Source organism: Lentzea tibetensis (genome assembly GCF_007845675.1).
Lineage (GTDB): Bacteria > Actinomycetota > Actinomycetes > Mycobacteriales > Pseudonocardiaceae > Lentzea > Lentzea tibetensis.
On the sequence record NZ_VOBR01000021.1, the window covers coordinates 104,157 to 128,858 of the forward strand.

The following is a 24,702-nucleotide window of genomic DNA, read 5'->3' on the forward strand; positions in this document are numbered from 1 at the left end:
AACGGCACACGACGTGCCAGGTGAACGTTCGCTAACATTCCTCTCAGATAATCCTACTGGGAGGTAACACCGGTGAACCCGAGCTTCGGCACCTACCAGCTCGCCGAGGAGCACGAGGCGCTGCGAGAGGCCGTGCGCTCGCTCGCCGAGAAGGAGATCAAGCCCTTCGCCGCCGACGTCGACGAGCAGGAGCGCTACCCGTCCGAGGCGCACAACGCCCTCGTCAAGTCGGGTTTCGCGGGCGTCCACATCCCCGAGGCCTACGACGGCCAGGGCGCGGACTCCGTCGCGACGTGCATCGTGATCGAGGAGATCGCGCGCGTCTGCGCGTCGTCGTCCCTGATCCCGGCCGTGAACAAGCTCGGCACCATGCCGATCCTGCTCTCGGCGTCCGAGTCGCTGAAGCAGCAGGTCCTGCCGTCCATCGCGTCCGGCGAGGCCATGGCGTCCTACGCGCTGTCCGAGCGCGAGGCGGGCTCCGACACGGCGTCCATGCGCACGCGGGCCCTGCTGGACGGTGACCACTGGGTGCTCAACGGCACCAAGTGCTGGATCACCAACGCCGGCGAGTCCTCCTGGTACACCGTCATGGCCGTGACGGACCCCAAGGCAGCCAAGAAGTCCGCGGGCATCTCGGCGTTCGTCGTCCACAAGGACGACCCCGGCTTCTCGGTGGGCCCGAAGGAGCGCAAGCTCGGCATCAAGGGCTCACCGACCCGCGAGATCTACTTCGAGAACTGCACGATCCCGGCCGACCGCACCATCGGCGACCCCGGCACCGGCCTGAAGACGGCACTCGCGACCCTCGACCACACCCGCCCGACCATCGGCGCCCAGGCCGTCGGCATCGCGCAGGGCGCACTCGAGGCAGCGGTCGACTACGTCAAGGACCGCAAGCAGTTCGGCAAGTCGATCGCCGACTTCCAGGGCGTCCAGTTCATGCTCGCCGACATGGCGATGAAGATCGAGGCCGCCCGCCACATGGTGTACGCGGCCGCCGCCAAGGCCGAGCGCGGCGAGCAGAACATCGGCTTCATCACCGCCGCCGCCAAGTGCTTCGCGTCCGACGTGGCCATGGAGGTCACCACCGACGCCGTGCAGCTCTTCGGTGGCGCCGGCTACACGCGCGACTTCCCCGTCGAGCGCATGATGCGCGACGCGAAGATCACGCAGATCTACGAGGGCACCAACCAGATTCAGCGGGTCGTCATGTCCCGCGCCCTGCTCAAGGGCTGAGCACGCCCCAGTCGAGAGGCTCCTGGTCCACGTGATCAGGAGCCTCTTCGCGTTGAAGGGCGAGTCAGTAGGCACACAGCCCTACTGGCGTATGTCCTGTGTTCGCCGAACCTGCCATCGTCGAATTTGCCGACGATGGCGGGGGAGTGGACATGGACCTGATGAGTTGGCTTGCCGTGGTGAGCGGCGTGATCTCGATCATCGCCTTTGTGTTCGCGATCTGGGTGTGGCTCAAGTCCGACATCAAGGTTCTCGAACTGTCAGCCGCATTGCAGACCGTGCACGGCATCGCTGAATCCGTCGTGTGGAACACGCATTTCGTCAATGCGGGCGATGAGTCCACGCGACTCAGTCAGATGGAACGCGCGCACGGTCAGGTCATGGCCATTCGGACGTTGACGGCGAAGTACGTCGAGGTCCAGGTCGGCTACCGGAACACCGAGATCGGGACCTTGATCGATCGCCGGATCATCTGGACCACCGACTGGCTCGGCAGGCTGGAGTCCTCGCGAGAGGTGCGCGAGGTGTGGTTGCTGACCCACGACCTCGAGCCGGACCTCAGTGCGGCCAAGACAACAGCCATGGTGAAGAAGAACGTGGCCACGGGAACGCGCTACGTCTATTTTCACCCCGCCGACCTTCCTGATGTGGAAAGCAAGGTGCGGAGGTTGCGGCGCAACGTCGGAGGCGACACAGTGCAGGTCAGGTTCGTCGCGATCAGCGATCCCGGCTTGTTCACGCCAGCGAACGTCATCATGTTCTTCAAAGACGAACCCGCGTACGGGACGGACCTCGTGTTCCAGGAGATCGTCCTCACCAAGATTTCCGAACGCGGAATCTTTTGGCAGGAACACGAACGCGACTACGCGGCCAAGCTCGTCCACCGGCTGCGACAGGAGTTGGACAGGGCCTCGTAAATGATCAACTCCGGGGCTCGAACAGCTCGACCAGGTTGCCCGCCGGGTCGGCGATCAGGATCTGACGACCGCCGGGCCCCGAGACGAGGTCGCTGCGGAACTGCAGCCCGGCGGCCTGCAGCCGGGAGATCTCGGCGTCGAGGTCGCTGACGACGAGGTGGATGCGGTTGCGGCCCGCGGCACCGGAGTCGGCGGGGGTGGCGCGGGCCCCGGAGCTCGCCGGGCCGGACAGCAGCAGGCGCAGCGGGCCGCGGACCACGTCGGCGAACGCGGGTGCGGCGTTGGTGTGGGCGGTGAAGCCGAGGTGGGTCGTGTAGAAGTCGACGGCGGCCTGCACGTCGTCGACCAGGTAGCGAACGCTGGCCAACTGGGGAGCGGTCATGCCGGTACCTCCTGGAGTGAGGGCAGCAGGTGGCGGACGCGGGTGTCGATCTCCGCGGTGATGCGCTGGAACACGGGATAGGTGTCGGGCTCGGCCAGGCTCCAGTGGGTCCGCACTGAGCCGGGGAACGCGGGCAGGACCTCGCGGACCCTGTCGCACAGGCTGATCACGTGGTCGAACCGGTGGCCTGCCACCTCGTCCAGAGAACGCGGGTGCGCGGCGATGTCGATGCCGTAGCCCGAGCGCAACGCGAGCACCGCGTGCGGGTTGATGTGCGGCTTCGGATGGCTGCCCGCGCTGGTGACCGACACCTGGCCGCGGGTGTGGTGGCGCAGCAACGCCTCGGCGACGGGGGAACGGGCGCTGTTGCCCGTGCACGTGAAGAGCACGTGGCGCGGTGCGAACGTCGTCGACGGAGAGGGACGCAGCGCCGGGTGGAGTGCGGCGCCGACCGAGGCCAGCGCCGAGGAGCAGCGGTCCAGGTCCAGGTGGTAGTAGCTGTCGCGGCCGTCGAAGTCGCTGCGGCGGGACGCGACCAGGCCCTCCTCGCGCAGCAGGCGCAGGTGGTAGGAGACCAGGTTCTGCGGTTCGCCGACCAGGTCCGTCAGCTCGCGGACCCGGTGGTCGCCCGCGGCCAGCGACGTCAGCAACCGCCACCGCAGGGGGTGTGCGGCCAGCCGTACGAACGCCGGAGGCTCCACGCCCCCGACAATACATCAAACTGGTTTGATGGACCTGTCAGCCGTTCGTGACGTGATCGACGACGCCTCCGCGGTGCCACACGCGCATGCGGTCCTCGCGGAAGTCCATCGTCACCATCGGGTTCGTGTCCAGGTCCAGCACCTGGACGTCGTACCCGTCGGACTCGAGGCGGCCCACGGCGTCAGCCACGGGCCGCCCGGACAGGGTGCTCAGGTCGAAGGTCATGCACCCATCGAAGCAGAAAGGGCGTCACTCGAACGTCGGGAGCAGCTCAGCGAGGCGGTCGTACGAACGGCCCGCGCCGTCGGACATCCCCGTCGCCAGCACGGCGTCGCGGACTTCCAGCGACGGCAGCTGCATCGTCGCCGTCATGGTGGTCACGCCGTCGGACTCGACGAAGGTCGTGGTCACCTGCGCGGGCGGGTTGTCCTCGAAGTGTTCGGTGTGGACGATGCGCGAGTGGGGCGTGAGCTCCTCGTACGAGCCGTACATCTCGAACGGGGCGCCTTCGGCGTCGGACGGTGCCCAGCCGTAGCGCCACTTGCCGCCCACCTGGAGATCGATCTCGCAGATCGGCATGGTCCAGCCGTCGGGGCCCAGCAGCCACCGCTGCACCAGCGCCGGCGTGGTGAACGCCTTCCACACCAGGGAAGCCGGGGCGTTGAACACGCGGGTCATCGTGATCTCGGTGTCCGAGGGCAGCGTGACGAGGGTTTCAGTCATCGGATTGCTCCTTCATCTCTTCGAGGAGTGCGTCGAGACGCGTGTAGGACGCGTCCCAGAACTGGCGGAAGTTCTCCGCCCACGCGGAGACCTCCCGCAACGGCGCGGCCGACAGCAGGCAGGGACGCCACTGCGCCTCCCGGCCTCGGGTGATCAACCCGGCCCGCTCCAGCACGTGCAGGTGCTTGGTGATCGCAGGCCCGCTCATCGCGAACGGTGCCGAGAGCTCCTTCACGGTGGCCTCACCCTCAGCCAGTCGCGCGAGGATCGCGCGGCGGGTCGGGTCGGCCAGTGCCGCGAACACGAGGCTCAGTGGGTCCGTTGCCATGAGAGTGCCTAACCGCTCGGTTAATTAACTACTAGGTTAGACGCGCTGGACAGGAAGTCAAGAGGCAATCGACAGGGTCCCGACAGTCCGCAACTGGTTGAAATCGGTACAATGTAGTTAAAATTCGAACTATGTCGGGGAGTGTCATGGAACGGCTGAAGGACGTGACCGCGCTGATCGCCCGCATCGGGGTCGGGGTCGTCTTCATCGCGCACGGCTGGCAGAAGATCTCCGAGTGGGGACTCGATGGCACGGCCGCTTCGTTCGAGAAGATGGGCGTGCCGCTGCCCACGCTGTCGGCCTGGTTCGCGGCCGTCGTCGAGGTCGGTGGCGGGCTCGCGCTCGTCCTGGGCGTCGCGCTGCCGATCGCCGGTCTCCTGCTCGCCGTCGACATGGCCGGCGCGCTGGCGATCGTCCACCTGCCCAACGGGCTGCTCGGCCAGGGCGGCTACGAGCTCGTGCTGGTGCTGGGTGTGGCGGCGCTCGCGCTCGGGTTCAACGGTGGCGCGTACGCGCTCGACCGGGTGCTGTTCAGGAAGAAGTCCCCAGCTCGAGTGTGATCTTCTCGCTGTCCCGGCGCGCGGGCATCCGCTCCGCGTCGGGACTGCTCACCTGCACCAGCGTGCCGCCACCCGCCAGTACGGCCAGGAAACCGTCCAGCAGGCCGCCGGGCCACTCCACAGTGGACATCACGCGCGAGTCGAGACCGATTCCCAATGCGGCAGCACGGGTGCGGGCCGCAGCCACCAGTGAGTCCACATCGGACGAGTCGAGCGCGGGTGCCGAGCCGTCGAGAGCGGCCCACGGCGAGAAGTCGTCACCGTGCACCCGCACGTCGTCGTTGTAGTCGACCGGTGCGCCGGACCCCGCGCCCATCGGGTGCAGCGACGCCACGGCCACCACGTCCGCCGCGGCCGAACCACCAGGCGGCACAACGGCAACGGCCGCGGCGACATCGGTGGTCACCACGTGCGCCCCGCACCACCACGCGCCCAGCAGGACGCCCACGGTCTGCCAGTGCGCGGGCAGCAGCACCGCGACGGGATCACCGGGCTGCACGTCGTGCTCGTCGCGCAACCAGTTCGCCGTCTTGGCCGCCCAGTTCCGCACGGTCGCGCGCGAGAGCTCGATCCGGGTGACAGCGGCGTCGTCGTAGTGGGTGATGAGCGGACGTCCGGGGTCCGCGGCGACCAGCGGTCCGAACAGGATCTCGGTCACGCTCACCACGGAACTCCTAGTCGACGCAGGGCACACCGGCCTGGGCGGCGGAGGGGAACGTGCCGTCCAGCTGCACCAGCTTGCCACCGCCGAACCGCGACGACGGGGTCGGGGCCGGTGAAGTCGCGCCGACCAGCTGCGCCACGAACGCCTTCACGGCCTCGCGGTCGACGGTCACCACCGACTGACCGCGTTCGTTGCGGAAGTCGATGTTCGTGACCGGGATCGTCGCGAACTCGACGTTGCCGGACGCCAGCGACTGCGCCTGCTGCGCCAGCGTCGCGATGTTCAGGTCCTCGTCGATCACGACGGACTTCGACACCGCGTCCAGCAGCCCGCTCATCTTCGACTGGTCGGTGAAGGTACCCGCGGACAGCAGCTGCTTCACCGCCGCCGACATGAACGCCTGCTGCCGCGCGATGCGGCCGAGGTCGCCGTTCGGCATGTTGCGCTGCCGCACGAACGACAGCGCGTCGGCGCCCTGCACCAGCTGCTCACCGGCGCGGAAGTTCGCGCCCGAGTTCGGGTCCGACGTCGCGGCCTTGAGGCACACCGGCACGCCGCCGATCACCTCGGTCAGCAGGTAGAAGCCGTACAGGTTGACCTCGGCGTAGTGGTCGACGCGCAGGCCCGTCAGCTCCTGGACGGCCTGCACCAGCGCCTTGCGGCCCGCCTCGTCCGACTTCTTCTCCCGCTCGGCCAGGTCCGAGACGCCCTCGGCCTGCAGGCGTTCCGCGGTCAGGAACTTCACCGCGCCGTACGCAGAGTTGATCTTGTCCTCGCGGAAGCCCGCGATCGGCACGTAGGTGTCGCGCGGGATGGAGATCGCGTTCGCCTTGCCGCCGTTGTGCGGGATGCGGATCAGGATGAGCGTGTCCGTGCTGACGCCGTCGGTCGCCTCGGTGCGCAACGCCTTCAGCACGTCGGCGGGCAGCAGCCTGCCCTGCGCGTCGTGCCTGCTGTCGCTGCCGACCAGCAGGATGTCCGTCGCACCGTCCTCTGCGGACGGTGAGTTCGGGATGTCCTCCAGCACGTTCAGGATGTTCGTCGTGTTGACGCTCTCCTGCACCCGCCGCAGCGTCGTCCAGCTGTAGCCGGAGACCGCGAGCGTGACGACCGCGAGCAGCGCGACGAACACCCTGCTGGTGATCAGCAGAGCCTTCTTCGCACGTGCGGCAGCGCTCAACGGTTCCTCCAACGAACGGTGTGTGCGACCAGGCTATCCAGTGCGGACGCCGCACACCGGCATTTCCGCGTCAGTTGATGCAGGCCACACCATCGGCGGTGATGGGAGGGGTGGAGCTCGACGGGGGTGTCGTCGATCCCGGCGCGTTCTGGGTCTCGACGTCCTCGGAGCTGGGAGCGGAGTAGTCCGTGCCGATGTCGACCTGCACGGTCCCCTTGGTCACGTCGGGGTCGACCTCGATCTGGACGTCCGGCCCGACCTCGGCGGCGACCTTGCGCGCGCTCGCCTCGTCGCCCTCGCCGTACCGCACGACCGTCGTGTCCGCGACGGCGACCGTGCGGGCCGCACCGCGGACGAAACCCTTGGCGGTCAACGTGTTCAGCACTTGCGCCGCGAGGCCCTGGATGCCCGACGCGTTGTTCACGCCGACCGTGATCGACGAGTTCGGCGGTGCGGGCACGGAGGACGACGTCGGCGCGGGCGACGAGCTGCCGGTCGGCTTGTCGGTCGCGAGCTCGGTGATGAACTTCTTCACCTGCGCCGGGTTGACCGGAAGCACGTTGCCGTCGCCGTAGGTGTCGGTCGGCGGGCCGACCGGGATGGTGCGGAACTGGATGTTGCCGCTCACCAGGCCCTGCATCTGCTCGGCGAACGTGGCGATGTCCCAGCCCTGGCTCAGCACGACCGACTTCTTGACCGCGTCGACCAGCCCGCTCAGCTTGTCCGTGTCGGTCAGCGTGCCCGACGACAGCACCTTCTTGGCCAGCGCGCCGATGAACACCTGCTGGCGCACGATCCGGTCGAGGTCGCCGTTCGGCAGGTTCTTGCGCTGCCGCACGAACGACAGCGCCTGCGCGCCCGCGATCGTCTGCTTGCCCGCCTGGAAGTTCGCGCCCGAGTCGGAGTCGCTGGTCGCCTCCTTGAGGCAGACGTCGACGCCGCCGATGGCGGTGGTGACCTCGTAGAACGAGGCGAGGTTGACCTCGGCGTACCGGTCGATCTTCACGGCGTCGCCGGTCATCTTCTCGATCGTCTTGATCAACGTCTTGCGCCCGGCGGTCATCGACTCGGTGCGCAGCCGCGCCTCGTCGGTGACGCCCTTGTTGCGCAGGTCGGTGTCCGTCTGGTTCTTCTGCCGCGCGAACGCGGAGTTGATCTTGTGTTTGCCGAACCCGTCGGCGATGTCGACGTACGCGTCGCGGGGGAAGGAGATCGCGACGGCACGCGTCCCGTCGACCGGGATGTGCACCAGGATCATCGTGTCGGTGTTCATCTCGCCGTCCGCGATGCCGCCGTTCAGCATCGCGAGCACCTCTCGGGACAGCGGGTTGCCCTGCGCGTCCGTGCGGCTGTCCACGCCGACGAGCAGGATGTCGACCGCGCCGTCGAGCGGCTTGCGGGCGGGCCCGGCCGCGCCCTGGTCCGAACCGAAGACGTCCGTCGTCACGACGCCGGCGTTCAGGTCGCGCTGGAACGCCCACCCGTACCACGTGACCAAGAGCACTGCCGTCGCCAGCAGTGCCACGAAGGTGCGAGCCGTGATCATGAACGCGCGGAACGAAGCAGTGGTCGGCGTCGCTGTGATGCGAACAGGACCACTCCTGTCTTCCACCTTTCGTTCCTCCCCCATATACCTCAGCTTAGTCGCACCTCTTTTATATGACAGACGATGTGACGTCGCGGTGGGTTGCACCGATGGTGCACGTGACAGACTGCGACGACCGACCCACACAGGAGGACACGGGTATGCGCGTACTGGTGACGGGCGGGGCCGGCTTCATCGGCTCGCACTACGTGCGGCAGTTGGTGAGCGGTGCTTACAGCTCGCTCGCCGACGCCGAGGTCGTCGTACTGGACAAGCTCACCTACGCGGGCAGCGAGGAGAACCTCGCCCCGGTCGCGGACAGTCCCACCCTGCGCTTCGTGCGCGGTGACATCTGCGACGGTGCGCTGGTCAAGGAACTGATGGCGGGCGTCGACACGGTCGTCCACTTCGCCGCGGAGTCGCACGTGGACCGGTCGATCACCGGCTCCGCGGACTTCGTGCTGACCAACGTGCTGGGCACGCAGACGCTGCTGCAGGGCGCGTTCGACGCGGGCGTCTCGAAGTTCGTGCACGTCTCGACGGACGAGGTGTACGGCTCCATCGAAGAGGGATCGTGGACCGAGGACCACATCCTCGAGCCGAACTCCCCGTACTCGGCGTCCAAGGCGTCGTCGGATCTGCTGGCGCGCGCGTTCCACCGCACGCACGGGCTGCCGGTCAGCATCACCCGGTGCTCGAACAATTACGGCCCGCACCAGTTCCCCGAAAAGGTGATCCCTCTATTCGTCACCAATCTGATGGACGGGCGCAAGGTCCCTCTTTACGGTGACGGCCTCAACGTGCGCGACTGGCTGCACGTCGACGACCACTGCCGCGGCATCCAGCACGTCGTCGACGGCGGGCGCCCCGGCGAGATCTACAACATCGGCGGCGGCACCGAGCTGACCAACCGCGAGCTGACCGAGCGGCTGCTGGAGGCGACCGGCCGCGACTGGTCGTTCGTCGAGCCGGTCACCGACCGCAAGGGCCACGACCGCAGGTACTCCGTGGACATCTCGAAGATCTCCACCGAGCTGGGCTACAAGCCGCAGGTCGACTTCGCCGAGGGGCTCGCCGCCACCGTCCAGTGGTACCGCGACAACCGCGCGTGGTGGGAGCCGCTGAAGGAACGCGCCGCGCTGGCCGGGAGCTGACGTGATCCTCGTGCCAGGAGGTCGTGGCCAGCTCGGCCACGACCTCGCCGCGTTGTCGGACGACGTGCGCGCGCTGCCGTCGTCCGAGCTCGACATCACTGACGCCGCAGCGGTTTCCGCGGCTGTCCGCGGCGCCTCGGCGGTGATCAACTGCGCCGCCTACACGGCCGTCGACGCGGCGGAGACGGACGAGGACCGCGCGTTCGAGGTGAACGCCGTCGGACCGGGCCTGCTCGCCGAGGCGTGCGCCGAGCGCGGAATCCCGCTCGTGCACGTGTCCACGGACTACGTGTTCCCCGGTGACGCGGACCGGCCGTACGAGCCGACCGACGCCACCGGCCCGCGCACCGCGTACGGGCGCACGAAGCTCGCGGGCGAGCAGCGGGTGCTCGCCGCGGGCGGCTGGGTCGCGCGCACCGCGTGGGTGTACGGCGTGTCCGGCAACAACTTCGTGCGCGCCATGCAGAACCTGGAGTCCACAAGGGACACTTTGTCCGTCGTGGACGACCAGCGCGGCTCGCCGACGTGGTCGGCCGACCTCGCCGCCGGGCTGCTGGAGCTGGTGCGGGTGCGGCCGGAGCAGCGGCTGCTGCACGCGACCGGCGGCGGCGACACGACGTGGTTCGGCTTCGCACGGGCCATCTTCGAGGAGCTGGGCGCCGACCCGGAGCGGGTGAAGCCCTGCACCACCGCGGACTTCCCGCGCCCGGCACCGCGTCCCGCCTACTCGGTGCTGTCCGGGAAGTCGTGGGCGGATGCCGGGCTCACCCCGCTGCGGCACTGGCGCGAAGCGCTGGCCACCGCGTTCAAGAACGGTTTCTAGCCCCAGAGCTCGGCAACCTGTGCGGCGACCGCGGAGGCCTGGCGATAGCCGGCCTCCGCGACCGCGGGCAGCAGCGCCGGGTCCATCGGGTTCGTGTTGACCGCCTCGACCGTCTCGTCGGCGAACACCGTCACGACGGAAGCGCCCGTCCGCGCGCGCAGTTCGCTCACCTGCTCCGGCACGTTGCCGATCGGGCTGAAGCCCTCCGCCATCGGTGCCAGCACGAGGATTCGCTGACACTTCCCGGCCAGGTCCGCGTTCGCGGGCGAGCGGATGAACCCGTCGACCCACCGCCTCCCGCCGACCTGCGCGGGCGGGTAGACGAACGGCAGCGCGCAGCTGGCGGTCACCGCGTCGGTGAGCGACACCCCGCTGTTCGCGTCGAACGCCACGAACTCGCCGCTCTCCGCGTCGACGGCGGTGACGAGCAGCCGCTGCGCCGGCCAGTCCGAAAACGGGCACAACGCCAGAACTCCGGCTCTCAGCTCCTCTTCCGTCGCCAGGGGCGGCGTTTCCAATGCGGTGCGCCCCAAACGAGCTCGAGCGAGCTCCAGGTTCTTCCCGCTGCTGATCAACGCGCCGAGCTCGGCCATCGCCTGTGAAGTGAGCAATCTCGCAGGCCCTGGGTTGTTATTCGTGATTAGCTTCGCGAATATTTCTCGCGGATCGACGCCGGAAGCATGTTGGGCGCCGACTGCCGACCCGCAGGAAGTGCCGATCGTGAGATCGCTTCCACGCAGATCAATGCCTATTTCGGTGAGCGCGGCGAGCATGCCTACCAGCCATCCGAACCCTGTCAGCCCGCCACCACCGAGTACGAGTGCCCGTTCATCCCTCATTGTTGGAAGTCTGAACCTATCGGTTCTCTAAGTTTCCCTAGCTTTAGGGATTCTATGCTTGATCACGCCCCTGAAGTGCGGTCGGTGAAACGGGGAAGGATTTTCCCATGGCATCAATTCTGCTCGGTTCTGATGAGCTCACGTCGTCCGCTGCCGCGTCGTTCGCGCGTCGCCCGGACGGAAGAGTCATCAGATTGGACGACGAGGCGGAGAAGCGCGTCGTCCGCTCCGTTCAGCTGATGCGCGACCTCATCGCCACCGGACAGCCGATGTACGGCATCACCACGGGTTTCGGGGACAGCTGCGTCAGGCAGATCAGCCCGGACAAGGTCGTCGCGCTCCAGCGCAACCTGGTCCAGTACCACCTGAACGGGTTCGGCCCGATGGCCGAACCCGAGGTCGTGCGCGCGACCATGCTGATCCGCGCGAACTGCCTGTCCCGCGGGTACTCGGGCGTGCGTCCCGAGGTGATCAACCTGCTGGTCGACTGCCTGCACAACGACATCCTGCCGATGATCCCCGAGCGCGGGTCGGTCGGCGCGAGCGGCGACCTGGTGCCGCTGTGCTATCTGGCCAACGCGCTGACCGGGGACGGCGAGGTGCTGTTCGACGGCTCGGTCGTCCCGGCGCGGCACGCGATGCGCGAGTGCGGGCTCGAACCGGTCGTGCTGGAGGCCAAGGAGGGCCTCGGCCTGATCAACGGCACGTCGTTCATGTCCGCGTTCGCGTCGCTGGCGCTCAGTGACGCGGCCGAGCTGGCCGCGGTCGCGGACGTCTGCACGGCGCTCGCGATGGAGGCGCTGCTCGGCAACCGCGGCCACTTCGAGTCGTTCATCCACGAGCAGAAGCCGCACCCCGGCCAGCTGCGCAGCGCCGCCACGATCCACGGCCTGCTCGACGGCTCCGAGCTGGCCCGCGAGTACTCGCAGGTGCTGTCCGCGAACAAGGCGCTGGGAGGCAACCGCTTCCAGGAGCTGGAGCACTCGATCCAGAACCGCTACTCGCTGCGCTGCGCACCGCACGTGACGGGCGTGCTGTACGACACCGTCGAGTGGGCGACCCGCTGGGTCGACGTGGAGATCAACTCCACGAACGACAACCCGCTGTTCGACATCGAGGCCGCCACGATCCGCAACGGCGGCAACTTCTACGGCGGCCACGTCGTGCAGGCGATGGACTCGCTCAAGGTCGCGGTGGGCAGCGTCGGCGACCTGCTCGACCGCCAGCTCGCGCACCTCGTCGACGACAAGTTCAACATCGGCCTCACGCCGAACCTCATCCCGTTCACCGACGACGACGAAGAACTGGGCCTGCACCACGGGTTCAAGGGCACGCAGCTCGCCGCGTCCGCGCTGACCGCGGAGGCGCTGAAGCTCGGCATGCCCGCGACCGCGTTCTCCCGGTCGACCGAGGCGCACAACCAGGACAAGGTCAGCATGGGCACGATCGGCGCGCGCGACGCGCGAACCGTCGTCGAGCTGGTGCGCCAGGTCGCGGCGATCAACCTCGCCGCCACCTGTCAGGCCATCGACCTGCGCGGTGCCGACAAGCTCGGCCAGGGCACCCGCGCCGCGTACGACCTGGTCCGCGAGCACATCGCGTTCCTCGACCGGGATCGCAGGCTGGACGGCGATCTGTCCGCTCTCGTCGAGGTCATCAAGTCCGGTGCGTTCGGCGCCATCGCCGAGAAGTTCGGCGAGGACAGGTGAGGACCGCGCTGGTCGGGGCACCCGGCAAACCGTTCGAGCTCGTCGAGGACGGGCCCGCCGAGGCGGGACTCGGCCAGGTGCTGGTCAAGGTCGACGCCTGCGGCATCTGCCACACCGACGCCATGTTCACCGCGGGGCTGTTCCCCGGAGCCAGGTTCCCGATGGTCGCCGGACACGAGGTCGCGGGCACCATCCAGCAGCTCGGGTCCGATGTGGACGGTTGGCGGACCGGTGACCGGGTCGGCGTCGGGTTCTGCGCCGGCTCGTGCGGGCGGTGCTCGCCGTGCCGCGCGGGCGACTTCGTCTTCTGCACCAGCCGCGCCATCACCGGCATCACGCACCGGGGCGGCTTCGCCGAGGGGCTCGTCGTGCCCGCGGGTGCGCTGTCGGCGATCCCGGACGAGATCTCCGCACCGGACGCCGCGCCGCTGATGTGCGCGGGCGTCACGACGTTCAACGCGCTGCGGCACAGCGACGCGTCCGGCGGTGACCTCATCGCGGTGCTCGGGCTCGGCGGGCTCGGCCACCTCGCGGTGCAGTTCGCCGCGAAGATGGGTTTCGACACGGTCGCGGTGTCGCGCGGCACGGACAAGCAGGAGCTCGCGCACCACTTGGGCGCCAGGCACTTCGTCGACAGCCGGACGACCGACGTCGCCGGGGCGTTGCGCGATCTCGGTGGCGCCAGGGTGATCCTCTCCACGATCACGCACGCGCCCGCCGTGAGCGCGGCCGTCGGCGGTCTCGCGCCCCGCGGCGAGCTGATCGTCGCGGGTGCCTGCGCGGACGCGATCGGCGTCGACACCGGTGTGCTGATCGACCAGGGCAGGCGGATCTCCGGCTGCCTCGTCGGCACGCCGAAGGACATCGAGGACACCCTCGCGTTCTGCGCGCTCACCGGCATCCGGCCGATGGTCGAGACGGTGCCGTTGCAGGACATCGAACGCGCGTTCAGCCGCATGCTGGACGGTTCCGCACGATTTCGGATGGTGGTGCTGCCATGAGGACCAACTGGCTGGTCGGTCACGTTCGCTGCTGCGGAGTGGAGGTCCGGCTATGACATCGTGGGTCGACGACTTCCTGCTCGCCGGGCCGGACGACGAGGTGTGCTTGCAGCTCGGTGGGCCGGTGCGCCGTTCGGAGCTGCGAACGGCGGTCGCCGGTCGGCAGAACCTGTTGCGGGACATGGGTGTCGGGCCGGTCCACTCGGTCGCGATGCAGCAGCCCGCCTCGCTCGACCACGTGGCGACGGCGCTCGCGGTGTGGCGGCTCGGCGCGCAGCTCGTGACCGTCGACCACCGGGTCACCAGGGCCGGCTTCGACGACGTGCTCGCGGTGTTGCGGCCGAAGGCGGTTGTGACGGTCGAGCGGATCAGCCAGCGTCCGGTGTGGACACCCCGGACCGACCACGTGCTGGTGCAGGTGACCTCGGGCTCCACCGGTGCGCCCAAGCTGGTCGGCCGCACGTTCACCGACATCGTCGCCGAGGTGGTGAAGACCGGGCGGCTGCCCGGCATGCCGGGACGCGGGGAGAGCGCGGTCGTGCTGGCCGCGTTCGCGCACACCTACGGCCTGTTCGCCGGTCTGCTGCACGGGTTGCACTCCGGTGCGCGGGTCGTGGTGCCGGAACACCCGACGGCGCGCGGCATCGCGACGGCCGTCGCGGAGGCGAGCGGTCCGGCGACCGTGTTCGGCGTCCCGTTCCACCTGCGGCTGCTCGCGTCGCTCAACGCCGACATGCCCGGACTGGCGCGCGTCGTGTCGTCCGGCGAGCGCATCGAACCGGTGCTGGGCGAGATGGTCGCGTCGCGGCTGAACGTGCCGGTCGGCCAGATCTACGGGATGACCGAGACCGGCATGATCGCGGGCGACCTCGACGGCTCGTGCCGCCCCTCCGTCGGCAGGCTCGCGCCCGGTGTCGACGTGCGGACGCCGGACGGCGAACTGCAGGTGCGCATGGACGCCTCGCCGTATCTGGGCTTCGCGGAGGCCGGCAGGTGGCAAGCGGGCTGGTTCCGCACCGGTGACGCCGCGTCGGCCGGACCGGGCGGGCTGCTCACGTTGCACGGCCGGATGGACGCTCAGGTCACCGTCGGCGGCCTGAAGGTGGACCTGACCTCCGTCGAGTCGATCCTCTCCGCGCTGCCCGGCGTCGCGGACGCGGTCGTCGTGAACGACGGCGTGCTCAAGGCGTTCGTGGTGCTGCGCGAAGGGGGAACCGTGGACACCGACGAGCTCGACCGCGTGCTGGCACCGCACCAGCGGCCGCGGGTCGTCCACACCGTGTCCGCGTTGCCGCGCACCCCGTCGGGGAAGGTCGTGCGCGCTCTCGACCAGTTGAACGCCGCCGTACTGGAGGGATCACTGACATGAACATCGCCGAGTTCGTCGGAGTCGACGGCGACTTCGCCGCGCTCGACGCGCGGGCGCGGCTCGACCTCGCGCTGCGGGTCGAGCGGCAGTTCCGGATCCGGTTCTCCGACGAGGAGATCGAGTCGCTTCCCCGCCTGTCCTGGCAGAACTTCGTCGAGCTGACGAAGGCACTGCTGAAGAGGACGCGCGTCGCGAGGCCGCCGACCCGGCAGGACGTGCTCGCGGTGCTCGCCGAGGTGCGCGGCACCAGCGAGGTCATCGAGGAGATCGAGTCGATGGAACTGCTGTGGCTGCTCAACTCCATGGAGCAGCGGTACGGCGTGACGCTCGACATCGACGAGCAGAGCCTGACCCGGATGCGGACGGTCGACGGTGCCGTCGGAGTGCTGTGCTCGTGCGTGGGCTGACCGTCGCCGTCACCGGCGCGAACCGGGGACTGGGCCGTGCCATCGCGGAACGAGCGGCGGACGCGGGAGCGGACCTGCTCCTGCTCGGCCGCGACCTGGACGCGTTGCGCGGTGTGGCCGCGGCGACCGGCGGCGAGGTGCGGTACCTCGACCTTGCCGATCCCGCGACCATCGGGCCCGCGCTGAGCGGGCGCGTCGACGTGCTGGTCAACAACGGGGGCGTGACCGGCCCCATCGGCCCGAGCTGGGAGGTCGCCGACCGCGACTGGTGGGAGGCGATGGAGGTCAACGTCCGCGGCACCGTCCAGGCCTGCCACGCCGTCCTGCCCGGCATGCTCGCCAGGCACTCCGGCCGGGTGATCAACATCGTCAGCAACGCGGGCAGGCTCACCTGGCCGTCGGTCAGCTCGTACTCCGTCTCGAAGGCGGCCGTCATCAAGTTCACCGAGAACGTCGCCGAGGAACTGCGCAACCGCGGTGTCTCGGTGTTCAGCTTCCACCCCGGACTGCTCGACATCGGCATGGCGGGCGGGCACCTCAACGAACGCCGCTCCACCGACCCGTGGCGCAACCAGATCCGCATCTGGCTGCGCATGGAGCGCAAGGCGGGCCGGTTCACCCCGCTCAGCCAGGCGCTCGAGACGCTGCTCCTCCTGCTCGACGGCACCGCGGACCCGCTGAGCGGCAGCTACCTGACCGCCGATGACGACATCGCCGCACTCGTGAAGGAGAAGTCATGACCTCGACGCTCGCCCCGGCCGAGCTCGTCACGCGTGCGCGGGAGATGCGTCCCCGGCTGCTCGACCGGCAGGCGCTGACGGACGAGCTGACCCGCGTGCCCGAGGAGACCCACCTGGACTGCCTCGACGCCGAGCTGTACCGCATGCTCTTACCCCGCTCGTTCGGCGGGCTGGAGACGAGCCTGCGCACGTTCGTCGAGGTCGTCATCGAGATCTCCCGCGGCTGCCCGTCGACCGGGTGGAACCTCGCGCTCGCCGCGGGCCACTCGCACACGATCGCCGCGCTGTTCCCGCTCTCGGCGCAGCGGGAGATCTTCGGGTCGGGCGACTTCCGCGCCGCGATGCCCGTCGCGCCGACGGGAACGGCGGTGAGATCCGGTGACGGCTACGTGGTCAACGGCCGGTGGGGCTACGCGTCCGGCGTGATGGTGTCGACGCACGTGATCGCCGGCGTGCTGATCGACGGCGTGCCCGGCATCGCGTGCGTGCCCGAGTTCGAGGTGCTGGAGGACTGGGACCGCGCGCTCGGCATGCGCGGCAGCGGCTCCAACAGCGTGGTCGTGTCGGACGTGCACGTGCCAGCGGACTGGGTGCTGCCCGGTTTCGTGCTCGACTGGGAGGCCACCGGCGAGGCCGTGCACGGCAACCCGATGTACGGCGGGCGGCTGATGACGTTCTTCCAGCTGGAGCTGACCCCGGTGGTCGTCGGGTGCGCGTTCGCCGCGCTGGACGAGTACCGGCGGATCGTGTCGTCGAAACGGCTCATCCAGCCGCCGCACCAGCCGCGCCGCGAGCACCCCGAGTACCAGCGGATCCTCGGTGTGGCAACGGGTCTGGCCGAGAGCGCGAGCCGCACCGTGCTGTCGGTGGCCGACGACTACCGCTCGGGCATGTCGCTGGCCGACGACTACCGGCTCGCGGTCGTGTGCAACCAGGCGGGCCAGTTGGCCGCGCAGGCGGTCGAGATGCTCGCCGCCGCGTCCGGGACCGCGTCCGTGCTGGCCGGGCAGCGGATGCAGCGCTACCTGCGGGACGTGCAGATGTACCGGACGCACTCGAACGCCCAGGTCGGCAACTGGGCGGCGACGTTCGGCCGGCTGGACCTGGGCCTTCCCCTGTCCTTCTGAACCCGCCAACGCTCTGTGATCGGGCTGGGCCGTTGGGGTGACCTGTCTGGCACGGCCGTGCCTGATGCGAGAACCTATGCGCCATGTTCGACAGCGGACGTGCCCCCGAGCGTCCTCCGATGAAGCGGGATTCCGACCGGCAGCGCTTCCTGCGTTGCGTCGCCGCCGTGACCAGTTCGCGGCAGGTGTCGATGAGTGAGCTGAAGGACCACCGGCCTCCGGTGGGTCACAGCCGCTGAGGCCGGGCTGGTGCGGTCATCCGCCCAGCCCGCTCGCAGTGCTCGCCCGGATCCGGTCGAGGCAGGTCGCCGCCTTCGCGATCCACCGCTGGTCACCCTGCCGCTCGAACACCTCCAACGCCTGCGCGGCGAGCCCGGCCGCCGCGGAGGAGTTGCCGCGCAACGACTCCAGCTCCGCGAGGCAGACGAACGTGCCCGCGGCGCCGTGTTCGTCCAGGGTCAGCGAGAACACCAGCCTGCTCTCGACCGCGCACGCGTACGCCATCTCGATCCGGTCCGCCGCCCGGTGGTTGAACGCGAGGCTGCGCCACGCCGACGCCTCGCGCCGCCGGTCGCCGACCTCGCGGAACGTGTCGCGGGCGGTCGTCAGCAGCTCGTGCGCGCCCGCGAAGTCGCCGACCTCGCGCCGCACCACGCCCAGCTCACGCAGGCACGCGGCGTGCCAGCGCGGGCTGCCCAATGACTCGTAGATGTCCGCCGCGGGCCGCAACGCGCGTTCGGCCAGCTCCCACTCGCCCCGGTAGCGGTGCAGGATCCCCTTCTCCCGCAACGTGTACGCGCGCCAGCCGAGGTCGGGGTCCTTGGCGAGGCACGCGTCGAAGCACGCGTGCGCCTCGTCCCACTTGCCCTGCAACCGCCGCGCGACGCCGATCGCCAGCATCGTGATCACCTCGAGCCGCGGGTCGGCGGCCTCGGGCAGCAGCCGGACGCACTCGCGGAACCACGCCTCGGCACGGGCGAAGTCACGCGTCTCCCGCGCCGCGAGCCCGCGCGCGAACAACGCGTACGCCGCCCAGTACGCGCTGCCGATGCGCCGCGCGGCACCCAGCGACACCTCGGCGACCTCGGTCAGGTGGTCCCACTGCGCGCGCAGCTCGCAGTACGGGGCGATGGTCGCGGACAGCTGGCACACCAGCTCGTCCAGACCCGCGTCGGCCGCGATCCGGATGGCCGCCAGCACGTTCGGGTGTTCCTCGTCGAACCACGCGGCCGGGTCGCGCACGAGCGGGTCGACGTCGATGCCGAACCCCGGCGCGGTGAACCGCGGCAGGCCGCCGAACTCCAGCCCGCGGTCCGCCCGCTGCGCCACGTGCAGGTACGCGGCGAGCACCCGGTCGCGGATCTGCTCGTGCGCCTCGACTTCCTGTTCCTCCGCGAACAGCCGGATCAGGTCGTGGAAGTGGTAGCGGCCGCCCGCTTCGAGGAGGTTCGCCTCCACGAGCCGGTCCAGCGTCCGTTCCGTCACGCGCAGGTCCTCGCCCAGCGCCGCCGCGACGGCCCACGCGCGGAAGCTCGTGCCGGGCAGCTTCGCGAGCACCCGGAAGACGTGCTGGTCGACGGGGTCGAGACCGGAGTAGCTGAGCGCGAACCCGGCCCGCACCTCGCGGTCACCGCCGACGAGCTCGTCGAGCCGGTCCCGCTCGTTCTCCAGCCGTTCCGCGAGGCCCGCGCTGGTGAGGTGGCTGAGCGAGCGCAGCTTCGTGCCGACGATCCGCAGCGCCAGCGGGAGCCCGCCGCACAGTCGCGCGATCCGTTCCCGCGCAGGCGACTCCGAGTCGCCGGACAGCGATGTCAGCAGCGCGACGGAGTCCGCGGGCGCCAGCGGTTCGAGGCGCACCTGGTGGCTCGCGTCGAGTCCGGTGAGCCTGCGCCTGCTCGTCACCAGCACGCCGCAGCCCGGTTCGCCCGGCAGCAGCGGGCGGACCTGCTCCTCGTTGGCCGCGTTGTCCAGCACGAGCAGCATCCGCTTGCCCGACAGGCGATCCCGGAACGCCGCCGCGCGCTCGTCCGGCGCCTGCGGGATGTCGACGCCCGCGACGCCGAGGTCGCGCAGGAACCGGGCGAGCACGTCGCTCGGGTCCGGCGGTGCCGCGCTCGCGCCGCGCAGGTCGACGAACAGCTGGCCGTCCGGGAACTCGGTCCGGTGCGCCAGCCGCACGGCGAACGCCGTCTTCCCGACACCCGGCTGCCCGGTGACCGTGACGACCGACGGCGTGTCCGTCACGCGGCTCAGCTGCGCCACCGCGCCGCTGAGCTCGTCGGCGCGTCCGGTGTAGTGGGCGGTCTGCGCGGGGAGCTGGTTGGGCCTGCGCTCCAGCGCGCGGGTGGTGACCTCGGTGTCGTCGGCGAGCAGCGTCGCGTGCAGCTGCTGCAGCGACCCGCCCGGCGCGATGCCCAGCTCGGTGTCCAGGATCCGGTAGATCTCCTGGTAGGCGTGCAGCGCGTCGGCCCGCCTGCCGGACCGGTGCAGCGCCAGCATCAGCCGCTCCCACAGCCGCTCGCGCAGCGGGTTCGCCGCGACCAGCGACCGCAGCTCAGCGACCAGCTCGGCGTGCTGCCCCAGCGCGAGCCGCACGTCGGTGTGCCGCTCGACGACGGTGATCTGCTGCTCGGCCAGCCGGTCCAGCTCGGCGCGCAGCTCGGGCCCGGTTTCCAGGCCGGCCAGCGGCGCGCCGCGCCACAGCTTCAGCGCCTCGCCGTAGTCCGCCGCGGCGGTGGCCGGGTCACCGTCCCGCACGGCCTGGTCCGCGCGTCCGGTGAGCCTGCGGAACGCCGCCAGGTCCAGCTCGTCGCTCTCGACCCGCAGCAGGTAACCACCTGGACGGGTGGTCAGCCGGTCGGTCCCCAGCCTGCGGCGCAGCGCCGAGACGTAGGTGCGGATGTTGGCCTCCGGCGCGACCGGTGGCCGTTCCCAGAGCGCGTTGGTCAAGTAGTCGATGAATGCGGTCTCGTTGGCGCGCAGCAGCAGCGCGGCGAGCAGCGAGCGCTGTCTCGCCCCGCCGAGCGCGAGCACCTCGGCACCGTCGCGGACCTCGAAAGATCCGAGCACACGAAATTCCACGGTCTCCCCCCGAGCGCGCAGCCTACTCAGGAAAGCCCATTCCATCCTGTATGGAATCAGTGCGCGTGTTGTGCGGCCGCTCCGCCATCGTTCCCGGTGGGTCCGCAAGGGGCCCGCTCGACGAGGGGGAGACTCGTGAAGCGCTTCTTCATGGCGGCCGCGGCCGTCGCCGCGGTGTTCTCGATCGGCGCCGCCGCGCCGGCCGCGGCCGCACCGCACAGCGAGGACAAGGTGCTCACCAGCACCGTCGCGGCGGACGACGTCAGCGCGATGGCCGTGTCGTGCTCGAACCTGTACTGGTGCATCTGGCGCGACCCGAACGCCACGAACAACAACTACCGGTACACCTGGTTCGGCTCGGACGGCAACTACGCCAACAACTACTGGTCCGGCGTGACCGTCAGCAACAAGGCGTCGGGCGTGTGGAACCAGGGCGACCGGCAGTTCGTGGTGATCTTCGACGGCCCGGACTACACCGGCAACTGGGCGTGCGTGCCCGCGAACACGCACATCCCGGACCTGCGCAACGCGGCGACCGGTGACACGCCGGTCGGCTGGTGGAACGAGCGGATCTCGTCCCACAAGTGGAGCAACACCTGCACCAGGTAGGTGCTCAGCGGGAGCGGCGGTAGGCCTCGACCGTCGCTTCCGCGCACCGCCGCCAGGTGAACTCGGCCGCGTGCGCGCGCCGGGCCGCCTGCGAGACGGTGGTCGCCGGCGCCGCGACGGCGTCGGCGAGCGCCACCTTCAACGCCTCGACATCGCCGACGGGCACGTGCGTGGCGTGCCCACCGGCCACCTCGCGCAGCGCCGGTACGTCCGAGCACACGACGGGCACGTTGCACGCCAGCGCTTCCAGCACCGGCAGCCCGAAGCCCTCGTCGCGCGACGGCAGCACGAGCACCGACGCGCCCGCGACGACGCTGCGCAGGTGCACGTCCGAGAGGTACCCGGTGCGCAGCACGCGTCCGTCCACTCCGGACGGGCCGGGTCCGGTGATCACCAGCGGTGGCAACGAGGGGTCGGCCGCGTGCGCCTCGATCAGGTACTTGAGGCCCTTGCGCGGACCGCCCGCGCCGACGAACAGCAGGTACTGCTTCGACAACCCGAGCCTGGCCCGCAGCGCGTCGCTCGGTGGCAGCGCGGCGAACCACGCCGGGTCGACGCCCAGCGGCGTCACCTTGATCTTGTCCGCCGGGATGGAGAACCGTTCCTCCACCACGGAAGCGACCGCCCTGGTCGGCGTGCACACGACACCGGCGCGCTGCGCGGAGAGCTTCACCAGCTCGGGCAGCCGCCGGTCGGACGGCGGCAGGTCGCCCAGCGCGTCGAGGAACGCGAGGTCGTGGATCGTCACCACGCCACCGGCCCTGATGGTCGGCGGGAGCACGAAGTTCGTGCCGTGCATGACGTCCGTGAACCCGGTCAGGAACTCGACCGGCGGGAACGGGAAGCGCAGCCACATCTGCCGCAGCGCCCGCGCCGACACGGGCAGGCCGCGGGCGATGACGTCGTGCGGGAGCACCGTGCGCAACGCGCGCCAGCCCCGCAGGGTGAACGCGACCGCCCGGACCTGCACCTCGTCCGGCATCGACGCCAGCTCCTCGGCGAGTGCCGCGGTGTAGCGCCCGATTCCGGTGCGATGTCCGAGCAGCGGGGTCCCGTCGAGGAGGACCCTGATAGGTCTAGCCATTCCTGCCACCACGCGCGATCTTGAGGAGGCGCCCCGTCGCCCGCTTGGCCAGTTCGGTCGGGCCTCCGTCGTTCAGGTACTCGCGCACCAGAGCGATGTCCCGCTTGAGCTTGCCGCCCGTGCCCAGCGGCGCCTTGCGCACCATCGGGGCCGAGCCGGACAAGCGGTCCGCGGCGGGCCTGGGGTTGCGGCAGAACTCCGCCAGCGGCGCGAGCGCCGTCTCCCAGGTGAACCGCTCACGGACGACGGCGATGCGCTCGCGGCACGCGGCCGCGAACTCCTCGTCGTAGAGCACCTTCTCGAGCGCGTCCGCCAGCGCGTCCGGGTCCTCCGGCCGCACCACGACGCCGAGTCCTTCGCGTGCGACGAGGTCCGCGAACGAGTCGCCGGACGTCGTCACGATCGGCAGGCCCGCCCACAGGTAGTCCAGCACCCTGGTGCGGAACGCGAACGTCGTCTCCACGTGCTCGTAGTGCGTGGTGACGCCGCAGCTCGCGTCCAGCAGCCAGTTCTGCCGGTCGGTGTAGGGCACCCAGCCGTCGTTGAAGAACACGTGCTCGCCGGTCAGTCCGAGCTGCCCCGCCAGCGCGCGGGTCTGACCGCCGATGTCCATCTCCGGCACCTCGGGGTTGGGGTGCTTCATCCCGAGGAAGTACAGCTTCACGTCGGATCGCTTGTGCCGCAGGCGTTCGATCGACCGGATGAGCGTCAGCGGGTCGAACCAGCTGTACACGCCACCAGCCCAGATGACGACCTTGTCGTCGTCGCCGACGTTCGGCACCACGCCCTTGATCGCGGGCCCGGTGCGCGTCGGCGGCTTGCCGGACAGTCCGAAGGGGACGATCCCGAGCAGCGACTGCGTCGTGGGGTCGTTGTCGTACAACGTGGGTGTGAGCCTGCCGAGCGCGGCGAGGTGACCGAGCCAGAAGTGCCGCTGGCGTTCCGACGCGCACAGGAAGAAGTCGCCGCGCTCCAGCTGGGCGTTGAGGATCCTGGTGACGACCTGGAGGTCGGCCTCGCGCTTGTCGTCGGTGTCGTCCTTGCCCTGCTCCAGCAGTTCCAGGTGCATCGGGTCGTACATGTCGCAGACGACGATCTTCGTGGAGTCCGCGCGCTTGAGGTGCGCGAGCTTCTCCAGCGCGTGTCCCTGCAGGACGACCACGTCGGCCCAGTCGACGTGCCCGAGCAGCTCCTTGGTCGACGCCCGGTGGATCTCGAACGGCGCTTCGGGCGCCGCGCACAGCGGGTTCGTCGTCACCAGTCGCACGGTGTGCTCGCCGGACAGCACGTCCGCCATGTGCCACGCGCGGATCGCCGGGCCAGCCATCCGGTCCGAGATCGCGTCACCGGTGATCACCAGGATGCGCCGCGGCCGTCCGAAGACCTCCTCCAGCGCGAACACGTCGACCAGCACGTCGTGCGCGGCGAGGTAGCGCGGCAGCGGGTACGCGGGCTCCATCGCCTTGCGCATCAACGGAACCAGGTCGACGTCGGTGACCCGGCGCTTGGCCTGCTCCTCCTCGCGCGACTCGCGCAGCGACGGCAGCAGCTCGACGAACTGGTCCACCGCGAGGAACCCGGCGAGCGCCGAGCGTTCGACGGGGACGGGGGCCGCGTCGTCCTGCTTGTTCGCCGGCCGCTTGGTGATCTCCAGCTGCGTCGCGTCGATCTCGCCGCGCGCGGTGGCCCTGCGGATCACCAGCGCGAGCGCGGCCGGGAGCACCTTGGCCAGCGTCTCGTCGGAGAAGTTCTTGTAGAGCGCCGCGAGTGCGTTGCGCTCCAACAGGAACAGCTCGCGGCTGTGGTCGATCTCCGTCATCGACGCGTGGTGCCGGTGGTAGGCCAGCGACTTCGGCTCGTAGCGCACCCGCCAGCCGCGCAGGTTCAGCCGCCACCCGAGGTCGACGTCCTCGTAGAACATGAAGAACCGCTCGTCGAACCCGCCGAGCTCGCGGAACAGCTCCGCGCGCACGAACAACGCGCTGCCGGTGCCGAAGAGCACGTCGCGCGGCCCGTCGTTCTTCTCGTCCGGCTCGCCCGCGTGCCGCTTGTAGCCCATGCCGAACCAGGTGAGCCCGCCGTCGACGAAGTCGATGTGCTGGCCGTCCCAGTCCAGCACCTTGCTCGCCACCGCGCCGACGGTCGGCTCGGCCTGGAGCGTCTTGACCGCTGCTCTGACCCAGTTCGCGTCCGGCTTGGCGTCGTTGTTGAGGAACGCCACCACCGAGCCGGTCGCGTGCCGCACGCCCAGGTTGCAGCCGCCGGCGAAGCCGAGGTTCTCGGCCGACTCGACGACCAGTGCACCGGTTTTGCGGATCTTCTCGACACTGCCGTCATTCGACGCGTTGTCGACGCAGATGACCTGCAGGAGCTCGGCCGGGTAGTCCAGTTCGGACAGCGCGCGCACACAGGTGACGGTGTCGTCCGCGCCGCGGTAGTTGACCACGACCACGGACACGACTGGCAGGTTCCCTCGCTCCAC

At 69.8% G+C, this 24,702-nt stretch carries 24 protein-coding genes; 12 read left to right on the top strand and 12 right to left on the bottom strand.

Annotated elements, in window-relative coordinates; translation table 11 throughout:
- Nucleotides 1-72 precede the first annotated feature (72 nt).
- Together FKR81_RS28995 and FKR81_RS29000 are read left to right on the top strand one after the other, a co-directional pair.
- Nucleotides 73-1,236, top strand: coding sequence for an acyl-CoA dehydrogenase (locus FKR81_RS28995; RefSeq protein ID WP_146356531.1), 1,164 nt, complete (start codon nucleotides 73-75; stop codon nucleotides 1,234-1,236).
- Between the two features lie 98 nt (nucleotides 1,237-1,334).
- Entirely contained in the window at nucleotides 1,335-2,153 is an 819-nt protein-coding gene (locus FKR81_RS29000; protein ID WP_146356533.1) for a hypothetical protein, read from the top strand.
- A gap of 4 nt (nucleotides 2,154-2,157) precedes the next feature.
- On the opposite strand, the gene FKR81_RS29005 is transcribed toward FKR81_RS29000, so the two are convergent.
- Genes FKR81_RS29005 through FKR81_RS29025 form a run of 5 tightly spaced genes read right to left on the bottom strand, consistent with a single transcriptional unit; the run spans nucleotide 2,158 to nucleotide 4,288 of the window.
- On the bottom strand, nucleotides 2,158-2,535 hold the full coding sequence (locus tag FKR81_RS29005) for a VOC family protein (RefSeq protein WP_146356535.1): 378 nt from the start codon (nucleotides 2,533-2,535) through the stop codon (nucleotides 2,158-2,160).
- Nucleotides 2,532-3,236, bottom strand: a complete 705-nt coding sequence (locus tag FKR81_RS29010) for an arsenate reductase/protein-tyrosine-phosphatase family protein (RefSeq protein WP_146356537.1) — start codon at nucleotides 3,234-3,236, stop codon at nucleotides 2,532-2,534. The genes FKR81_RS29005 and FKR81_RS29010 overlap by 4 nt, the downstream gene beginning before the upstream one ends.
- Before the next feature lie 37 nt (nucleotides 3,237-3,273).
- Entirely contained in the window at nucleotides 3,274-3,462 is a 189-nt protein-coding gene (locus tag FKR81_RS29015; RefSeq protein ID WP_146356539.1) for a hypothetical protein, read from the bottom strand.
- 24 nt (nucleotides 3,463-3,486) lie between these two features.
- Nucleotides 3,487-3,960: an SRPBCC family protein gene (locus FKR81_RS29020; protein WP_146356541.1), complete on the bottom strand. Its 474-nt coding sequence runs from the start codon at nucleotides 3,958-3,960 to the stop codon at nucleotides 3,487-3,489.
- Nucleotides 3,953-4,288 (bottom strand): ArsR/SmtB family transcription factor, encoded by a 336-nt coding sequence (locus tag FKR81_RS29025; RefSeq protein WP_146356543.1) that lies wholly within the window; start codon nucleotides 4,286-4,288, stop codon nucleotides 3,953-3,955. The genes FKR81_RS29020 and FKR81_RS29025 overlap by 8 nt, the downstream gene beginning before the upstream one ends.
- Nucleotides 4,289-4,419: 131 nt before the next feature.
- Between FKR81_RS29025 and FKR81_RS29030 the strand changes: the two genes are divergently transcribed.
- On the top strand, nucleotides 4,420-4,848 hold the full coding sequence (locus FKR81_RS29030) for a DoxX family protein (RefSeq protein ID WP_146356545.1): 429 nt from the start codon (nucleotides 4,420-4,422) through the stop codon (nucleotides 4,846-4,848).
- On the opposite strand, the gene FKR81_RS29035 is transcribed toward FKR81_RS29030, so the two are convergent.
- The 3 genes from FKR81_RS29035 to FKR81_RS29045 all read right to left on the bottom strand — a co-directional run bounded on the left by FKR81_RS29035 (nucleotide 4,820) and on the right by FKR81_RS29045 (nucleotide 8,238).
- Nucleotides 4,820-5,512, bottom strand: a complete 693-nt coding sequence (locus FKR81_RS29035) for a TIGR03089 family protein (RefSeq protein ID WP_146356547.1) — start codon at nucleotides 5,510-5,512, stop codon at nucleotides 4,820-4,822. The two genes, FKR81_RS29030 and FKR81_RS29035, sit on opposite strands and share 29 nt — an antisense overlap.
- Nucleotides 5,513-5,522: 10 nt before the next feature.
- Nucleotides 5,523-6,692 carry an LCP family protein gene (locus FKR81_RS29040; RefSeq protein WP_146356549.1) on the bottom strand — a complete coding sequence of 390 codons (1,170 nt, stop codon included), beginning with the start codon at nucleotides 6,690-6,692 and terminating at the stop codon, nucleotides 5,523-5,525.
- A 70-nt stretch (nucleotides 6,693-6,762) separates the two neighbouring features.
- A complete protein-coding gene (locus FKR81_RS29045) occupies nucleotides 6,763-8,238 on the bottom strand; it encodes an LCP family protein (RefSeq protein ID WP_235921832.1) in 1,476 nt (491 codons plus the stop codon).
- A 200-nt stretch (nucleotides 8,239-8,438) separates the two neighbouring features.
- Between FKR81_RS29045 and rfbB the strand changes: the two genes are divergently transcribed.
- Both rfbB and rfbD read left to right on the top strand, forming a co-directional pair.
- The gene (rfbB, locus tag FKR81_RS29050) at nucleotides 8,439-9,431 is read left to right on the top strand and encodes a dTDP-glucose 4,6-dehydratase (protein ID WP_146356553.1); all 993 of its coding nucleotides are present in this window, start codon (nucleotides 8,439-8,441) and stop codon (nucleotides 9,429-9,431) included.
- Between the two features lies 1 nt (nucleotide 9,432).
- Nucleotides 9,433-10,254 (top strand): dTDP-4-dehydrorhamnose reductase, encoded by an 822-nt coding sequence (gene rfbD, locus FKR81_RS29055; RefSeq protein WP_146356555.1) that lies wholly within the window; start codon nucleotides 9,433-9,435, stop codon nucleotides 10,252-10,254.
- Here the strand turns inward: rfbD and FKR81_RS29060 are convergent.
- Nucleotides 10,251-11,093, bottom strand: a complete 843-nt coding sequence (locus FKR81_RS29060; protein ID WP_146356557.1) for a patatin-like phospholipase family protein — start codon at nucleotides 11,091-11,093, stop codon at nucleotides 10,251-10,253. The two genes, rfbD and FKR81_RS29060, sit on opposite strands and share 4 nt — an antisense overlap.
- Before the next feature lie 107 nt (nucleotides 11,094-11,200).
- Here FKR81_RS29060 and FKR81_RS29065 point away from each other — a divergent pair, with 107 nt between their 5' ends.
- The 6 genes from FKR81_RS29065 to FKR81_RS29090 are packed head-to-tail and all read left to right on the top strand — an operon-like array spanning nucleotide 11,201 to nucleotide 17,446.
- Nucleotides 11,201-12,802, top strand: coding sequence for an HAL/PAL/TAL family ammonia-lyase (locus tag FKR81_RS29065; RefSeq protein WP_146356559.1), 1,602 nt, complete (start codon nucleotides 11,201-11,203; stop codon nucleotides 12,800-12,802).
- A complete protein-coding gene (locus FKR81_RS29070; RefSeq protein WP_146356561.1) occupies nucleotides 12,799-13,803 on the top strand; it encodes an alcohol dehydrogenase catalytic domain-containing protein in 1,005 nt (334 codons plus the stop codon). Before FKR81_RS29065 ends, FKR81_RS29070 begins: the two co-directional genes overlap by 4 nt.
- Nucleotides 13,804-13,855: 52 nt before the next feature.
- On the top strand, nucleotides 13,856-15,172 hold the full coding sequence (locus FKR81_RS29075) for a class I adenylate-forming enzyme family protein (RefSeq protein WP_146356564.1): 1,317 nt from the start codon (nucleotides 13,856-13,858) through the stop codon (nucleotides 15,170-15,172).
- A complete protein-coding gene (locus tag FKR81_RS44450; protein WP_222598436.1) occupies nucleotides 15,169-15,579 on the top strand; it encodes a hypothetical protein in 411 nt (136 codons plus the stop codon). The genes FKR81_RS29075 and FKR81_RS44450 overlap by 4 nt, the downstream gene beginning before the upstream one ends.
- Nucleotides 15,567-16,319, top strand: a complete 753-nt coding sequence (locus FKR81_RS29085; protein WP_222598437.1) for an SDR family NAD(P)-dependent oxidoreductase — start codon at nucleotides 15,567-15,569, stop codon at nucleotides 16,317-16,319. Before FKR81_RS44450 ends, FKR81_RS29085 begins: the two co-directional genes overlap by 13 nt.
- Nucleotides 16,316-17,446, top strand: a complete 1,131-nt coding sequence (locus FKR81_RS29090; protein WP_146356568.1) for an acyl-CoA dehydrogenase family protein — start codon at nucleotides 16,316-16,318, stop codon at nucleotides 17,444-17,446. Before FKR81_RS29085 ends, FKR81_RS29090 begins: the two co-directional genes overlap by 4 nt.
- Before the next feature lie 255 nt (nucleotides 17,447-17,701).
- Here the strand turns inward: FKR81_RS29090 and FKR81_RS29095 are convergent, their stop codons facing one another.
- Nucleotides 17,702-20,515 (bottom strand): AfsR/SARP family transcriptional regulator, encoded by a 2,814-nt coding sequence (locus tag FKR81_RS29095; RefSeq protein WP_186763225.1) that lies wholly within the window; start codon nucleotides 20,513-20,515, stop codon nucleotides 17,702-17,704.
- A 147-nt stretch (nucleotides 20,516-20,662) separates the two neighbouring features.
- On the opposite strand from FKR81_RS29095, the gene FKR81_RS29100 reads away from it, so the two are divergent.
- Nucleotides 20,663-21,136, top strand: a complete 474-nt coding sequence (locus FKR81_RS29100) for a peptidase inhibitor family I36 protein (RefSeq protein ID WP_146356572.1) — start codon at nucleotides 20,663-20,665, stop codon at nucleotides 21,134-21,136.
- A gap of 4 nt (nucleotides 21,137-21,140) precedes the next feature.
- Here FKR81_RS29100 and FKR81_RS29105 read toward each other — a convergent pair whose 3' ends face one another.
- A complete protein-coding gene (locus FKR81_RS29105) occupies nucleotides 21,141-22,220 on the bottom strand; it encodes a glycosyltransferase family 4 protein (RefSeq protein WP_146356574.1) in 1,080 nt (359 codons plus the stop codon).
- A complete protein-coding gene (locus FKR81_RS29110) occupies nucleotides 22,213-24,702 on the bottom strand; it encodes a glycosyltransferase (protein WP_146356576.1) in 2,490 nt (829 codons plus the stop codon). Before FKR81_RS29110 ends, FKR81_RS29105 begins: the two co-directional genes overlap by 8 nt.

Excerpts from the sequence above, each read along its gene's own strand:
- FKR81_RS29075 (WP_146356564.1), top strand. The coding sequence starts at position 13,856 with ATGACATCGTGGGTCGACGACTTCCTGCTCGCCGGGCCGGACGACGAG.
- FKR81_RS29005 (WP_146356535.1), bottom strand. The coding sequence starts at position 2,535 with ATGACCGCTCCCCAGTTGGCCAGCGTTCGCTACCTGGTCGACGACGTG.
- FKR81_RS29060 (WP_146356557.1), bottom strand. The coding sequence starts at position 11,093 with ATGAGGGATGAACGGGCACTCGTACTCGGTGGTGGCGGGCTGACAGGG.
- FKR81_RS29025 (WP_146356543.1), bottom strand. The coding sequence starts at position 4,288 with ATGGCAACGGACCCACTGAGCCTCGTGTTCGCGGCACTGGCCGACCCG.
- FKR81_RS29105 (WP_146356574.1), bottom strand. The coding sequence starts at position 22,220 with ATGGCTAGACCTATCAGGGTCCTCCTCGACGGGACCCCGCTGCTCGGA.
- rfbB (WP_146356553.1), top strand. The coding sequence starts at position 8,439 with ATGCGCGTACTGGTGACGGGCGGGGCCGGCTTCATCGGCTCGCACTAC.
- FKR81_RS29090 (WP_146356568.1), top strand. The coding sequence starts at position 16,316 with ATGACCTCGACGCTCGCCCCGGCCGAGCTCGTCACGCGTGCGCGGGAG.
- FKR81_RS44450 (WP_222598436.1), top strand. The coding sequence starts at position 15,169 with ATGAACATCGCCGAGTTCGTCGGAGTCGACGGCGACTTCGCCGCGCTC.
- FKR81_RS29015 (WP_146356539.1), bottom strand. The coding sequence starts at position 3,462 with ATGACCTTCGACCTGAGCACCCTGTCCGGGCGGCCCGTGGCTGACGCC.
- FKR81_RS29030 (WP_146356545.1), top strand. The coding sequence starts at position 4,420 with ATGTCGGGGAGTGTCATGGAACGGCTGAAGGACGTGACCGCGCTGATC.
- FKR81_RS29065 (WP_146356559.1), top strand. The coding sequence starts at position 11,201 with ATGGCATCAATTCTGCTCGGTTCTGATGAGCTCACGTCGTCCGCTGCC.
- FKR81_RS29020 (WP_146356541.1), bottom strand. The coding sequence starts at position 3,960 with ATGACTGAAACCCTCGTCACGCTGCCCTCGGACACCGAGATCACGATG.
- FKR81_RS29045 (WP_235921832.1), bottom strand. The coding sequence starts at position 8,238 with ATGATCACGGCTCGCACCTTCGTGGCACTGCTGGCGACGGCAGTGCTC.